The sequence below is a fragment of the Hyphomicrobium sp. genome, from assembly GCF_019744875.1.
Lineage (GTDB): Bacteria > Pseudomonadota > Alphaproteobacteria > Rhizobiales > Hyphomicrobiaceae > Hyphomicrobium_C.
The window spans coordinates 581428-594791 of record NZ_JAIETU010000005.1 but is presented as its reverse complement, the minus strand read 5'-3'; the positions used below and the strand labels follow the sequence as shown (position 1 = coordinate 594791).

At 67.4% G+C, this 13364-nt stretch carries 14 protein-coding genes and 1 tRNA gene; 8 read left to right on the top strand and 7 right to left on the bottom strand.

Annotated elements, in window-relative coordinates:
• Nucleotides 1-167 precede the first annotated feature (167 nt).
• The 4 genes from K2Y42_RS12800 to hemC all read right to left on the bottom strand — a co-directional run bounded on the left by K2Y42_RS12800 (nucleotide 168) and on the right by hemC (nucleotide 5502).
• Nucleotides 168-1922 (bottom strand): heme biosynthesis HemY N-terminal domain-containing protein, encoded by a 1755-nt coding sequence (locus K2Y42_RS12800; protein WP_291153004.1) that lies wholly within the window; start codon nucleotides 1920-1922, stop codon nucleotides 168-170.
• 13 nt (nucleotides 1923-1935) lie between these two features.
• Nucleotides 1936-3771 carry a hypothetical protein gene (locus tag K2Y42_RS12795; protein ID WP_291153002.1) on the bottom strand — a complete coding sequence of 612 codons (1836 nt, stop codon included), beginning with the start codon at nucleotides 3769-3771 and terminating at the stop codon, nucleotides 1936-1938.
• Between the two features lie 64 nt (nucleotides 3772-3835).
• Complete coding sequence (locus K2Y42_RS12790) at nucleotides 3836-4573, bottom strand: uroporphyrinogen-III synthase (protein ID WP_291153000.1); 738 nt, start codon at nucleotides 4571-4573, stop codon at nucleotides 3836-3838.
• Nucleotides 4573-5502, bottom strand: a complete 930-nt coding sequence (gene hemC, locus K2Y42_RS12785) for a hydroxymethylbilane synthase (RefSeq protein WP_291152998.1) — start codon at nucleotides 5500-5502, stop codon at nucleotides 4573-4575. The genes K2Y42_RS12790 and hemC overlap by 1 nt, the downstream gene beginning before the upstream one ends.
• Before the next feature lie 202 nt (nucleotides 5503-5704).
• Between hemC and tsaD the strand changes: the two genes are divergently transcribed.
• From tsaD to K2Y42_RS12765, 4 genes are all read left to right on the top strand, one after another.
• A complete protein-coding gene (gene tsaD, locus K2Y42_RS12780) occupies nucleotides 5705-6796 on the top strand; it encodes a tRNA (adenosine(37)-N6)-threonylcarbamoyltransferase complex transferase subunit TsaD (RefSeq protein WP_291152995.1) in 1092 nt (363 codons plus the stop codon).
• Nucleotides 6797-6892: 96 nt separating this feature from the next.
• On the top strand, nucleotides 6893-7894 hold the full coding sequence (locus K2Y42_RS12775) for an NAD(P)H-dependent glycerol-3-phosphate dehydrogenase (protein ID WP_291152993.1): 1002 nt from the start codon (nucleotides 6893-6895) through the stop codon (nucleotides 7892-7894).
• 85 nt (nucleotides 7895-7979) lie between these two features.
• Nucleotides 7980-8423 carry an EVE domain-containing protein gene (locus K2Y42_RS12770; protein WP_291152991.1) on the top strand — a complete coding sequence of 148 codons (444 nt, stop codon included), beginning with the start codon at nucleotides 7980-7982 and terminating at the stop codon, nucleotides 8421-8423.
• Complete coding sequence (locus K2Y42_RS12765) at nucleotides 8420-9115, top strand: 50S ribosomal protein L11 methyltransferase (protein WP_291152988.1); 696 nt, start codon at nucleotides 8420-8422, stop codon at nucleotides 9113-9115. The genes K2Y42_RS12770 and K2Y42_RS12765 overlap by 4 nt, the downstream gene beginning before the upstream one ends.
• 40 nt (nucleotides 9116-9155) lie before the next feature.
• Here K2Y42_RS12765 and K2Y42_RS12760 read toward each other — a convergent pair whose 3' ends face one another.
• Entirely contained in the window at nucleotides 9156-9413 is a 258-nt protein-coding gene (locus tag K2Y42_RS12760; RefSeq protein ID WP_291152985.1) for a hypothetical protein, read from the bottom strand.
• A gap of 196 nt (nucleotides 9414-9609) precedes the next feature.
• On the opposite strand from K2Y42_RS12760, the gene K2Y42_RS12755 reads away from it, so the two are divergent.
• Nucleotides 9610-9685 (top strand) — tRNA-Thr (locus K2Y42_RS12755).
• Between the two features lie 249 nt (nucleotides 9686-9934).
• Here K2Y42_RS12755 and K2Y42_RS12750 read toward each other — a convergent pair.
• The gene (locus tag K2Y42_RS12750) at nucleotides 9935-10120 is read right to left on the bottom strand and encodes a hypothetical protein (RefSeq protein ID WP_291152983.1); all 186 of its coding nucleotides are present in this window, start codon (nucleotides 10118-10120) and stop codon (nucleotides 9935-9937) included.
• Nucleotides 10121-10445: 325 nt separating this feature from the next.
• On the opposite strand from K2Y42_RS12750, the gene K2Y42_RS12745 reads away from it, so the two are divergent.
• A complete protein-coding gene (locus K2Y42_RS12745; protein ID WP_291152980.1) occupies nucleotides 10446-10784 on the top strand; it encodes a hypothetical protein in 339 nt (112 codons plus the stop codon).
• Nucleotides 10785-10983: 199 nt separating this feature from the next.
• Nucleotides 10984-11244 (top strand): hypothetical protein, encoded by a 261-nt coding sequence (locus K2Y42_RS12740; protein WP_291152978.1) that lies wholly within the window; start codon nucleotides 10984-10986, stop codon nucleotides 11242-11244.
• A 327-nt stretch (nucleotides 11245-11571) separates the two neighbouring features.
• Here the strand turns inward: K2Y42_RS12740 and K2Y42_RS12735 are convergent, their stop codons facing one another.
• Nucleotides 11572-12474, bottom strand: coding sequence for an SDR family oxidoreductase (locus K2Y42_RS12735; protein ID WP_291152975.1), 903 nt, complete (start codon nucleotides 12472-12474; stop codon nucleotides 11572-11574).
• A gap of 444 nt (nucleotides 12475-12918) precedes the next feature.
• Between K2Y42_RS12735 and K2Y42_RS12730 the strand changes: the two genes are divergently transcribed.
• Nucleotides 12919-13239 (top strand): phasin family protein, encoded by a 321-nt coding sequence (locus K2Y42_RS12730; protein WP_291152973.1) that lies wholly within the window; start codon nucleotides 12919-12921, stop codon nucleotides 13237-13239.
• Nucleotides 13240-13364: the final 125 nt, after the last annotated feature.

Sequence of the window (13364 nt, the reverse complement as noted above, 5' to 3'; positions counted from 1 at the left end):
TTTCTAGGTTCATTATGGGCAAAGCAATGAAGGCCGACAACGTCGTCCTTGGTCGAATGACAGATGAACCATGCCGTCGCACGTCATCAAGCCCCGGAAATCGCTTGAAGACTAACGATCCAAAGACGGTGTTGACCACGCTTAGGGTGCGCGGCTGAGCCGGATGCTCAGCTTCGCGTCCCGGACGTCGCCGTCCTCAAACCATTGCCCTCTGAAACAAGTCCATCCTCATCGAGGCCCGGATCGTCCGGCGGCCGGGGCGAGGTGAAAATCGCAGATCGCTCGGGGGCCGCAGTGCGCGCGGTCTTCGCCGCAGCCGATGAAGACGGTGCGGACGGCGCGCGGCCGGGTTTGGCGGCAGCTTCCGCCGGTTGCGACGCGGCGGCGGCAGGTGCGGGCGGCGCTGCGGCAGGGGCCGCCGGTTTGGCAGTCGCGTCCTGGGCGGGCGCCGGAGCGGGGCTGCGGTCGGCAGGCTCGTCGGCGCTGTCATCCGGCTCGGGCGTCGTCGCGCGAGGGGCGGACGGCGTGACGTTGCCGCTTTCGATGATCACCGTGTCGGCGCCGATCACGGTCTCGGAATCGGGACCTGTCATCAGCTCCGTGAGGCCCGCGCCGAGAATGCGGTCGTCCCCGCCGTCGAAGTCTTCGACCGGCACGCGCCACTCGAACGCGTCGAGCACGCCCGTGACCGGGGAGATCGGCGACCAGCGGTCGGAGGTGACGCCGTCGGCAGTCCAGGCCGCATCGCGCGGCGCGCTGACGGCGCGTGCGAGCCATTCGCGCGCCCGCCCCTTGTCGCCGCTGTCCTCGGCTTCGATGCGCGCCAGCAGGGCGGCCACGCGCCGCGTCAGACCCTGCTCGGTGTAGGGCTGCAGAATGCGGCGCGCCTCGTCGTAGTCGTGCGCCTCGATGGCGGCGAGCGCGACGGCAATCGAGCTTTCGATCGAATGCGGGTTGAGCGAGAAGAGCTGCTTGGCGCGGTCGAGGCGATCGCGCGGGCTGTCGCCGATCCGGGCGTAGGCATAGGCCGTCGCCAGTTCGGGATGCGGAGACTTGACCCACGTCTTCTGGATGATCTTGGCGGCGCGCGGTGTGTTACCGCGTGCGGCCAGCAGCCGGCCTGCGATGGCGGCCGCGGGAATGAGCGACGGGGCGAGCCCGTGCGCCTCGATGGCCAGCGTGAGCGCGCGCTCGGGATCCTCCTCCTCGAGCGCCTGGGCCTGTCCAGCCAGCAGCACGGCGCGGCGGCGGTCGGCCACGGGCCGTTCGATATGACCATGACGCTTCGCGAGCGTCAGCGTCTGCAGCGCGCCCTCCCAGTCGCCGGACTGGCATTGCAGCTCGAACAGCGCTTCGACCGGCCACGACAGCTTGGGATTGAGCTTCAGCGCGCGCTCCGCGAACTGCCGCTGCGCCTCGCGCTCGTTCTCGCGGCCCGCTTCGAGGAACAGGCCGCGCAGGCCGAGCTGCTCCGTGTCGGGCGAGGCCAGCATGGCTTCGAAAATGCGCCGCGCCGTGGCCTTGTCGCCGGAAAGCTGTGCCGCCTGCGCCCGCAGGAGATGCGTCAGCGGCTCGTTGGGAAGCGACTTGCGCGCCTGCAAGGCATAGCGCGTCGCCATGGAACGGTCGCCCGCGCCGATCGCGATCATACCGCTGGAGAGCGCGTCGAGACCGCGCCGTTGCCGCCTGCGCCGCAGGAAATGGCTGACAGCCGCAGGGCTCGACCAGACCTGGCCCAGCAGCGACCAGACGAACAGCGCCACGCCGAGGAACGCCGCGAAGATCACGACGGCACGGAACACGCTGGTTTCGATCTCATAGCCTTGCCAGACCACCAGCAGCGAACCCGGCCGGTCCGCGAGCCAGGCCAGTCCGGTCGCCAGCGCGATCACACCGAGAAGAAACAGAACGAGACGCGTCATAGGCGCGATCCTCTCAGTTGGGCGCGGGAGCCGCCGGCGGAACCGGAGCGGCAGGTGGTGCGGCGGCGGCCGGAGGAGCAGCAGCGGGAGGAGCAGCGCCGCCGGCCGGAGCCGGCTCGGCCGCACCCGCAAGCGATGCCTTGAGCTGGCCCTCGATGGTGGCGATGGCCTGATCGACGGCATGGCGCGCCGAAACCTTGCTCAGCCAGTCTTCGATCGGCGCCTGCGCGCGAGGCGGCAGCGCCTTCGCCTGCGCCACGACATCGCCCAGCCGGTTCTCGTTGAGCGCGGTCTCGATGCGCGCCACGATGGCTTCGGTGCTGTTGTCGCCCGCCTCGTGGCTGACCTTGCGCACGCGCACGACGGATTTTGCACCCGCCAGCAGGCGGTCGATCACGGACCCGTCGACGGGATCGAGATCGGCGTCGATGACGGCATTCATCACCGGCCGGAATTCCGTCTTGAGTTCGGGCACCGTCGTGACGCCGGACTGCGAGTAGCGCTCGAGCGGCGCGAGATCGAGACGCCCGGCGGACGCGTTGCGCACTTCCGCAAGCTCGGCGGCATAGCCCTGGCCCTGCCCGCGATCGAGCGCGCGTTTCAGGTTGGACAGTTCGAGCGAGAGCACGATCCGCTCGGCATTCTGCTTGCGGCTCTGCTCGCTTTTGACGACGCCCTGCACATTCTGTTCGAGTTCGGCGAGCTTGGTCGACACCGGATTGATGGCGGCCGTCACGTCGGCCGGTCGCGAGACGGATTTGAGCTGCGTCGCAATGGAGCTGCGCAACTCGCTGACGTCGCCGGTCAGCCGGCCCGCCTCTTCCTTCACGGCCGCAACGGCTGCCGTGAGGCGGTCCATTTCGGACTTGGCGCCTTCGTCGCGCTGAGCGCCGCGCGCCTGATCGGTGCGCAACTGACCGAGCTCGCGGTCGAGACGCGTCGCGGCGGCCTTGGCGGCTTCGCTCGCCTCCGCCGTCGATGCGAGGCGCTGATCGATTTCAGTGGGCAGGCTCTTGCGCAACTCGCCGAGCTGCGCCGTGAGCGTCGTTTCGAGGTCGGAAATCTTGCCCGTGATGGCCGCAAGCTGCGGCACGCGTCCCTCGCTCTGCGCAGCGCTGGAGGCAATCATCGCGAGCCGCTCTTCGAGCTTGGAGAGCCTGCCTCCGCTGTTTGCTTCTTCGTGGGCCTGCGTGGCTGCGGCCAGCTTCTCCTGCTCGGCCTTGAGCGTGGCGAGCGTGTCCTTCAGCGCCTGAACGTCGGCTAGGCGGCTTTCCGCGTCAGACACCTTCGAGGTGAGGACTGCGATGTCGCCGGCCGGCTGCGCCGCTTCGAGCGATGCGATCCGGTCCTTCAATTGCGAGACGGTTGCGTTCGATGCGACCGGAAGCCAGCCCGGCCCGAGGAACGCCGCGCCCGCATAAACGAGCCCGCCGCCGATCACGCCCGCAGCCAGATGCGAGAAGAACCCGCCGCCGCCTGCCGGTGCAGGCTTCGCGGTGCCGGCCGGAGGAGGAGGCGTCGCCGTGGATTTCCCGGCCGGGCCGGATGCGGCGGCCTTGGCGGCCGAGGCCGCACCGGCTTTGTCCTTGTCTTTGTCTGTTCCGGACGGCGGCGTCACGGGCGGAACGGTCGAGCTTGCCGTCGGGCCTGAGGAAGCGCCTGACGGTTTGCCCGCGTCGCCGGTTGCGCTGGAGGTCGTCGATCCCGCCGCGGCCGACGCGCTCGCGCCGGCGGTCGATGCGGGGTCTCGCACCTCCGTCGCTTTGAGTTCGAGCGTCGCATGCGGACGCTTTCCGCCAGGACTATCGGTCCGGCCAGCATCCTTTGCGGGATCGGGCTTGTCGGTCATGGGAGCAGGGTCTCCGGGAACGTGGGGGTCGGCTCGCGCGCCTGCGGGGGCAGGGCGTCATTGCTTAGGAGAAGTCTGACGCCTCGCGGGCGATAAGGGCAAGCATTTCTTGCGAATGGGGCAGGCGGGCGACAGCAACGTTGTTAACGGAACCGAGCGCGCGCAGTTCCTGCGCAACGGCGTCCGACAGGCAAAAATGTGCAAGACGCCTTGCCGCCCCGTTAAGGCCGGCTTGCGCGATCAGAGTAACGTAAACGCGGGCCGTCCGGGGCGACATCAGCACCACGCCATCGAAAGCGCCAGCCTGGAAATTCTGGACCGCTGCAGGCGGAAATGACGTCGCAGGCTCCGTTGCGTAGACCACGTGTGCGACGACATCGAAGCCGTCGGCCGCAAGCGCCGCTTTGAGGTCGAACGCAAGGCGCTCGGCGGCAAGATGCACCAGCGCGCCCTTGTCCGACTGGGCCGACGCCCGGATGACCTCGGCCAGCTCGCGGCCCGTTCCCGGCCCCTCGATGACATGCCGGAACCCGAGATCGCGTGCATAGGCGCCGGTCCCGGGCCCCACCGCGAACAGCGGCAAGCCGAACGCGGCGTCCGGAATGATGCCCGCCGCCACGGCGCGCAGTCCGTTCCGGCTGGTCACGATGAGACCCTGCACGCCGTCGAGCGGCGGCACCGTGTCCTTGAACACCACGGTGAGCAGCGGGACAGACGTCACGCGATGTCCGGCCGCTTCGAGAGCGACGTGAAGCCCGTCCCGCTCCGGGCCGCCCTCCGGACGCGTCAACAGGAGATGCATCAGGTCGTCTCTGAGATCAGAGCCCCCGCGCCGCGCTCCAGCAGCACGTCGGCCGCGGCAGTGCCCAAAGCCTCCGCGTCATGGATCGTCCCGTCGCGCGTGATCTCGAAGCATTCCGCGCCGTTGGGCGAGAACACCATGCCGCGAAACACGAGCGCGTCGCCCGCGATCTCGGCCAGTCCCGCGATCGCCGTCCGGCACGAGCCTTCGAGGCGGCGCAGGAAAGCGCGCTCGGCCCGCACGCGGATGGCCGTTTCGATGTGATGGAGCGGCGCGACCAGCTCGGCCGTCCGCGCATCGCCGGTATGAATTTCGATGGCGATCGCGCCTTGCGCTACGGCCGGCAGCATCGTCTCCGTTTCGATTGCCGACGTGATGCGGTCCGCGAGACCGAGCCGATTGAGACCGGCGCAGGCCAGCAGCGTCGCGTCCGCCACTCCGTCGGCGAGCTTGCCGAGGCGCGTCTGCACGTTGCCGCGGAAGCCGACCACGCGCAGATCCGGCCGCACGCGCTTCACCTGCGCCTGGCGGCGCAAACTCGACGTGCCCACCACCGCGCCCTCGGGGAGCGCGGCGAGGCTGGCGTACTTGAGCGACAGAAAAGCATCGCGCACGTCCTCGCGCGGCAGCACGGCGCCGACGTCGAGTCCGTCCGGCAGGTCGGTCTGCATGTCCTTCATGGAATGCACGGCGAGATCGATCTCGCGCGCAAACAGCGCCACCTCGAGTTCCTTCGTGAACAGCCCCTTGCCGCCGACTTCCGCCAGCGGCCGGTCGACGATCACGTCCCCGGTCGTCTTGAAGGTACGGATTTCGAACGCATCTTCAGGCAGGGCGTGCGCCGCCATCAGCCGCGCGCGCACTTCATGTGCCTGGGCGAGCGCCAGCGGCGATCCGCGAGTGCCGATACGAAGGACGCGAGCTTGCACGTTTCGGGCTCCGGGTGGTAGGGCGACGGACGAGATTGGGCCGGCCGGGTCAGACGGAGGTCAGACGGACAGAGCCGCCATGACGGGCCGGGCCCGGCGGCGCCATTAATGCCCGCCCCGTGCGACGAACGCAAACAGGACCGGACACGGCAGCGAAGAGAATGGCGGCGAAGGGAATGATGTGCGGCCAAAGGAGAATAGCGTGAACGCGCCGGAAGCCCCCCGCGTCGTGCTCGGCATCGAGACGAGCTGCGACGAAACGGCCGCCGCCGTCGTCGTGCGCGAGGGGCCTGCCAGGGGCCGCATCCTTTCCAATATCGTTCGCTCACAGATCGACGAGCACAGCCCGTACGGCGGCGTCGTGCCGGAAATCGCCGCCCGCGCCCATGTCGAATGCCTGGACGCGCTAGTCGAGGCGGCCCTTGAACAGGCGGGCGTGGGCTTGCGCGATCTTTCGGGAATTGCGGCCACGGCCGGCCCCGGCCTCAACGGTGGTCTCGTGGTCGGGCTCGTCACCGGCAAGGCGCTCGCGATGGCCGCCGGACGCCCGTTCCTCGCCATCAATCATCTCGAAGCCCACGCCCTGACGGTGGGGCTGACGGACGGCATTGCGCCGCCCTACCTCATGCTGCTCGTCTCCGGCGGCCACACGCAGACGCTGGTGGTGGAAGACGTCGGCCGCTACACGCGCATCGGCACCACCGTCGACGACGCCATCGGCGAAGCCTTCGACAAGACCGCCAAGCTGCTCGGTTTGGGCTATCCCGGCGGCCCCGAGGTGGAGCGGCGCGCTCGCGACGGCGATCCTGCTCGCTTTCCCCTGCCGCGCCCGATGCTGGGCCGCGCCGAGCCTCACTTCTCACTCGCGGGCCTCAAGACGGCCGTGCGCCAGCGCGCTGAAGCCGTCGGCACCTTGACCGATCGCGACGTGGCCGATCTCTGCGCCGCGTTCGAAGCCGCCGTTTGCGACATCGTCATCGATCGCGTTGCCCGCGCCATGGATCTCGCCGAAGGCGCCTTCCCGCCGAACACGCCCCGCTGCCTGACCGTTGCGGGCGGCGTTGCCGCCAACAAGCGCATCTCGGGTGCGCTCTCCGCGCTGGTCGACAAACGCGGATATCGCCTCGCCGTGCCGCCGTCGTCTCTCTGCACGGACAACGGCGCCATGATCGCGTGGGCCGGGGCGGAGCGGCTGGCGCGCGGCCTCGTCGACGGGCTCGACTTTGCCGCCAAGCCGCGCTGGCCGCTCGACCCCAACGCGCCTGCCGCCATCGGCGCCGGTGTCAAAGCGTAATAGAGCGCCAAAGCCTGGAGAGACCTGTGCACTGTCGTGCGCGTGAGACGCGAAAGATGCTAGGTAAGAGCCCCGCCAGCCACAAGAGAAAGCCGGATGGCCACGACCCTCGATAGCATTGCCGTCATCGGCGCCGGAGCCTGGGGCACGGCCCTCGCCCAGACCCTGGTCCAATCCGGGCGCACGGTGACGCTCTGGGCGCGCGAGTCCGAGACCGTGGCCGACATCAACGACCGCCACGTCAACCGCACGTTCCTGCCGGGCGTGGCGCTGGATGAGAAGCTGCGCGCCACGCAAAGCCTGGCCGCATGCGCATCCGCCGATGCCATTCTCCTCGTCTGCCCGGCTCAGCATGTGCGCGCGGTGACGAAAGACCTCGCGCCTCATGTTCGTCCCGGCCAGCCGCTGGTGATCTGCGCCAAGGGCATCGAGCAGTCGACGGGGCTGATGATGGGCGCGGTAGCGGCCGCGACCGTGCCCGACATGACGCTCGCCGCGCTCTCCGGCCCAAGTTTCGCGGCCGACGTCGCGCGCGGCCTCCCCGCGGCCCTGACGATTGCCTGCCGCGACGAACGCCTGGGCAAGCTGCTCGCCGAGCGCCTGGGAGACCGTCAGCTTCGTCTCTACTGGTCGGACGACATTGTCGGCGTCGAGTTGGGCGGCGCCTTGAAGAATGTGCTCGCCATCGCCGCCGGCATCGTCGACGGCAAGGGGTTGGGCGCGAGTGCACACGCCGCCATCGTCACGCGTGGGTTTGCGGAAATGCGCCGGCTCGGCCACGCGCTGGGCGCGCGCCACGAAACCATGATGGGCCTCTCCGGCCTCGGCGATCTGGTGCTGACGTGCGGCAGCCGGCAGTCGCGCAATATGAGCCTGGGTCGAGCGCTCGGCGAGGGCGAAAGCCTGTCGGCCGTGCTCGGCGAACGGGTAGCGGTGACGGAGGGCGTCTTCACTGCCGCCGCCGTGGTTCGCATCGCGCAGGAGAAGCGCATCGAGATGCCGATCACCGAAGCGGTGCACAGCGTCCTCGAAGGCCACCGCTCGGTCGACGACGCTATCGCCGGGCTCATGAGCCGCCCGTTCAAGGCCGAGGATTGATCCCATCTGACGCGCCGCGCATGATGATGGGCAGAAGTGAACCGCATCGACGGCGAACCGACCGAAAGAGCGAGACCGCACGGCAATGGCTTACTGGCTTTTGAAATCCGAACCCGATGCCTTTTCCTGGGACGACCTCGTCGCCAAGGGCGCGAAGGGCGAGCCCTGGACGGGCGTGCGCAATTTCACCGCGCGCAACAACATGCAGGCCATGAAGAAGGGCGATCTCGGCTTCTTCTATCACTCGAACATCGGCAAGGAGGTCGTCGGCATTTGCGAGGTCATCGCCCTCGCCCATCCCGATCCGACCGATGACACCGGCAAATGGTTCTGCGTCGACGTGCGCGCGCTCGAGCCCCTGCCGCGTCCGGTCACGCTCGCCGACGTCAAAGCCAATCCGCGTCTTGCCGCCATGGCGCTCGTCAAAACCTCGCGCCTCTCCGTGCAACCCGTGACCGACGCCGAATGGGCCGAGGTCTGCCGCATGGCGGGCGTCTCGACACCGAAGCGCGCGAAGAAGGCCACATGAGCCCATCCCCCGGCGCTGAGACCCGTGCACTGGATCCTGGAGATCGCGCTGCCGCTAGGCGCTTCATAGCTGCCAACACGCGCGTGCTCTCGCCGCCGCTCGTTCCTGAAATCCGCCTGCACCTGGCTGAGGAAAGCCTGCCCATCTGGCAGAAGACCGAGGAGGAGCTCGGCGAGTTGAACGTGCCGCCGCCGTTCTGGGCGTTCGCCTGGGCGGGCGGGCAGGCGCTGGCGCGCTATCTGCTCGACACGCCGTCTCTGGTCGCTGGAAAAACGGTGCTGGACCTCGGCACAGGGTCCGGTCTGACGGCCATCGCCTCCATGCAGGCGCGTGCCGCCTCTGTCCTTGCCGCCGACATCGATCGTCTGGCGCTGGCCGCCGTTGCGCTGAACGCCGAGTTGAATGCCGTCCCCGTCGCCGTCACGGACGAGGACCTTCTAGCCCGCCCGCCGGAGACGTTCGGGGTCATCCTCGTCGGCGATCTCTTTTATGAGCGCCCGCTCGCCGAACGCGTCACGAGCTACATCGAGGCGGCGGCCGCGGGCGGCGCCCTGGTGCTGATCGGCGATCCGAAGCGGAGCTATTTCCCGCAAGGCCGCTTCGAGCGCGTTGCTGAGTATCAGGTTCCGGTGACGCGGGAGCTGGAGGATTCGGAAATCAAGCGCACGTCGGTCTGGCGGCTGGCCGTCTGAAGGCGGTGCGGGCTGAAGGCAGGCGGACGGCGGGATGGCTCTATTGCTTGGTGCCGGGCTCGTCGTGGTGGCGAAGCAACTTCGCATGCAGCGCCCGCGCCGTCGCCTCGATCTCCCGGAGCCTCCCGTGGCGCATCTCGGCGCCCACAATCTTGATGGCCGCAGCCAGGGTCACGGGGTGCGAAAGGCCGTAGCGCACCATGATCCGCAGCGCCTCTTCATCCGCCAGATCGTGGAGCTGGATCGGCTGTCGCATGCGCGAAATGAGGTCGTCCAGAACGGGGTCCCGGGACGTCATGACCTGCTCCCCTGGTAACCGGCAGTGCTAGAGACCCCACCATAACGCATTGAGTCCCAAAGCGGGTTCCCTCAGAATTCCGCGCTGACGGCCTGGGGGCGGCCGGGTTGGTGGTCTGCGACCAAATCGGCACATGCGGGCCTTGAACAGGCGGCGAAATCAGCCTATCAAGTCCCGCCGCTCGATGGGTGGCGCAGCCGCAATAGCTCAGTTGGTAGAGCACGTCATTCGTAATGACGGGGTCACAGGTTCGAGTCCTGTTTGCGGCACCATTTCCCCAAGATCATCAGTCCAGTTCAATGCGCAGCCGCGCCATGACAGACGCCGCCATATCGAAGGCGCGATGACGCGCATCATCGCGCCAGACGGGCTTTCGAGAGAGCGCGGTGTCGGCCAGAAATTTCGGCTGAGACTTGAGGTGCCGGCACGAACAAATGCGTCCGGTCTTTACGAGCGTGCGCGACGCGAGCCATCACGGATGCGCAATCCGCAATTGCCGCATGCCCGCGGAAAGTACGCGGCTATTTCAACGCGGCGGCGACGGCTTCGAGGCCGCGCGATTGCTTCCACGCTGCGAGATCGATGACCTCGGCGCTGATGGCGCGCCGTGTGACAGGGCGGGCGCTTGTCCGACGCTGAGCGAGCCGCTGCAGAAGAACCGCCAGGCTTGTGCCGATGACGAAATAGCAAAGTGTCTGCTTGCGCATGAGATCCCCTCGGATCGAATCATCTCCCTCATATCTTCACCGCGCCGGCCCGACGCCTCTAGTGCGGAGAAACCACATCGGCGTGCAATCGGGACACTCCTGAGGCGCGGGGCCAAGGCGATTGCAAGCCCGGAAACGGCTGCGGCACGCGAGGTGTGGCCTGTGAGGCGTGGCATATGAGTTTGGATGGCTGCGCCGCGCGCGGGCGCCATGGAACGGCGGGCGGAGCGAAGGGCGGAACGAAATCGCCCCGCGCCGCGTTTTCCGAGCGACCATCCAATTCGAGACCTCACCTCACACCTCGTCGCATAAGGAGCCTCGCCACATGGGCCAGACGTATCAATCGCAGCAGGGCAATCGCTCATCCGAAGCCCAGGATGCCGTCCACCAGTTGAAGAAGAAGGCCGAAGACGCGTACGACACCGTCGCCACGGAAGGCGCGAAGGCCTACCGCACGGCGAGCGAAACCGCTGAAACGGCCATCGACGCCACCAAGCGTTTCGTCCAGCAGCAGCCCGTGGTCGCCATCGGCACCGTAGTCGCGCTCGCCTGCGCGGTCGGCGCTCTCTGGAAGTTGTCGTCGGGCCGCCGCGACCAGGATCTCATGGAGCGTGTTTCAAGCTACATCGAACCCGGCTATCGCGCGCTTCGTCGCCGCATCTGACGCGGCGACATTCGACACCGACTTCGCGTTTCTCCCGCGCAACTGAAAGACCTATGGCCCGTCCCCTCGGACGGGCCTTTTTCGTGCGGACGCCGTGCTGCACCGGAAGGTCCTCACGGATCGGCCCTGTCGGACAGGCCCGAGGAACAGATGCGCCAATCGGCGCGTTTACGGATCAGTTCAGTCGGGAGGACACCGCATGACCCGCATCAAGGCCCAGACCAAGGCCAGAACCAACGATCGGCCGGACGCCGAGCTCGAAGAGCAGCTCGACCAGGCGCTTGAAGACACATTCCCCGCCAGCGATCCGATCGCCATCGGCGACGTCACCACGGCGGAGCCGGACCGGCCGCTGCATCGCAAGCCAGCAGCGCTCGATCGCGATCTCGTCGATCGTCTCGCGCGCGAGGTCGCCAAGCATCATGAGCACGGAAACAAGGACACGACAGGCGCCGCATAAACGACGGCCCTCGGGTGACTTTCCGGCTGTAAGATTTCGTTAACGGGAATTGGGCGCGGATTCGCGCGGTAGCCTGAAACGGCCGCGGTGGGCGCTCCTTAAAGCGCAGCGCGAAATGCAGTTGCGGCAGCCTATCGAGAGCATGCTCTCGCCAGGCCGCCGCTGCATTCGCACCAAGGTACGCGGGACCTAAATCCCTGGCGCATGAGAGACATTAAAGCGCCAAATCGTTTCAACTTGGCAAACGCCGTTCGATTTTCTTACGTAGCAGCCATTCTGTCGCACTTCTTCGAGCGTGGCGACGGTCGTTGGACGCAAAGTCGGACGCTAGCGCGCCTCGCCGCCCGGGACGGCATCGGTCTCCGGCGCAGGCGCGAGCAACAGCGAGACCAGGGGCACGGTGAGCGCGTGCGGCAGGATTTTCACGGCCAAGGCCGCGGCCCAGGGTAGGAATCCCGGCACGATGACGCGTCGCCCCAACATGAATCCGCGATACGCGCTTGCCGCAACGGCCTGCGTGCTGAGCGCCGGCACGACGCGGCGATAGAGAGCGTTCTCCGCCTGCATCGCTCGATGAAAGCCCGTATTGACGGGCCCCGGTGCGACCGTGGCGATGCGCACGCCCCGCCCCCGTTCCTCGTACGCGACGGCTTCGGTGAGCGAGATCAGATACGCCTTGCTGGCGTAGTAGGCCGCCTGATGCGGGCCGGGCACCAGACCGCCGAGCGAGCTGACGTTGAGAATGCCGCCGCGCCCGCGGCGGATCATTGCGGGAAGCGCGTGGCGCATGAGCCGCGTGGCCGCGGTGATGTTGAGCGTGATGAGGGTCGTGAGACGATCCGCGTCATCCGTAGAGAAACTACCCGAGAGACCCATGCCTGCGTTGTTGATCAGGATGTCGGCGTAGAACCCGGCTTCGCGCAGCGCCGCATCCAGCCGGGCAGGCGCGTCGGTGTCCGTCACGTCGAGCGGCACGACGAGGATGGCGGGCCCGCGCCCATGGCGGAGCGACGCGGCAGCCCTGTCGAGCGCGTCGCGTGAACGGGCGACCATCGCCACCGGCCGCCCCGAGTTGGCAAAATGCGACGCGAGCGCGAACCCGATGCCCTGCGACGCGCCCGTCACGACAACGCACGGTTGGAGGCTCGCGACGTCCGCCATCGCGCCCGGCTGAGGCGTGGCGCGCCGTCCGATCCAGAGATCCGCGAGGGAAACCAACGTGTCCAGCATGTGCGCGCTCCGGGACTTGGCGAAATTTTGCGTTGAGGGGCGTCAGGGTTTAATATGACAGTTCACGGCATATGCTGTGGATAACTCCGAATGTGAACAGCACGCGCGTGCGGCCAGCGCAACACTAGTCCGCTTGGCGTTTCGCCCGCGGGTAATCCGGCGTCGCAATCGCAGCTGAAAACCTGCCGCGCGCCAGCCTGGCGGACCGAAGAGCCGGCACTGTCCTAGACATTGAAGTCCATGATCCCGGCATTTCGAAACAGCAACTTTTCAACGGAGATCGCATTACCCCGAAGTCGTGAGCAAAAAAACACGTCGCGTAGGAGCCGGCTCATGTGTGCCGGCCCACTGGTGGAGGAGCGTACGATGAATGCGAATGCGTCAAGATCGCTAGCCGACCAGGGCTTGGATAAGAATCCGGGCCTCGCCTCTCTCGATACATGGATGAGCATCAACAGGCCGATGCTGGAGGCCATGACGGAGATCAACGGACGCCTGATCGAACAGGTATCACGAGCCAACAACGAATGGCTCGGCTTCGTGAACCGCCGCATGAAGGAAGACATGGCGGCCTCGAAGCGCTTCATGGAATGCAGAACCGTGCAGGACGTCTTTTTCGCCTACTCGGACTTCGTCCAGCGCGCGCAGCAGCAGTATCAGGCGGAGTTCCAGTATTTCGCGCGGCTCAATCAGAAGCTCGCCGATGAAACCGCCACGGTGTTGAAGTCGCGCATGGAAGAAGCCGAGGCGGATCTGCGCCACTAGGCGCAGGCCGCCCCGCCGCGGCGGTTGCCCGCGGCTGCACCGAAGTTTGAACGACGACCGGCCGTTGATGCACCGGCACGCGCCCGCGTTGCCGGTTGAAGGGCGTTGCCGGTCGAGAGCAACGC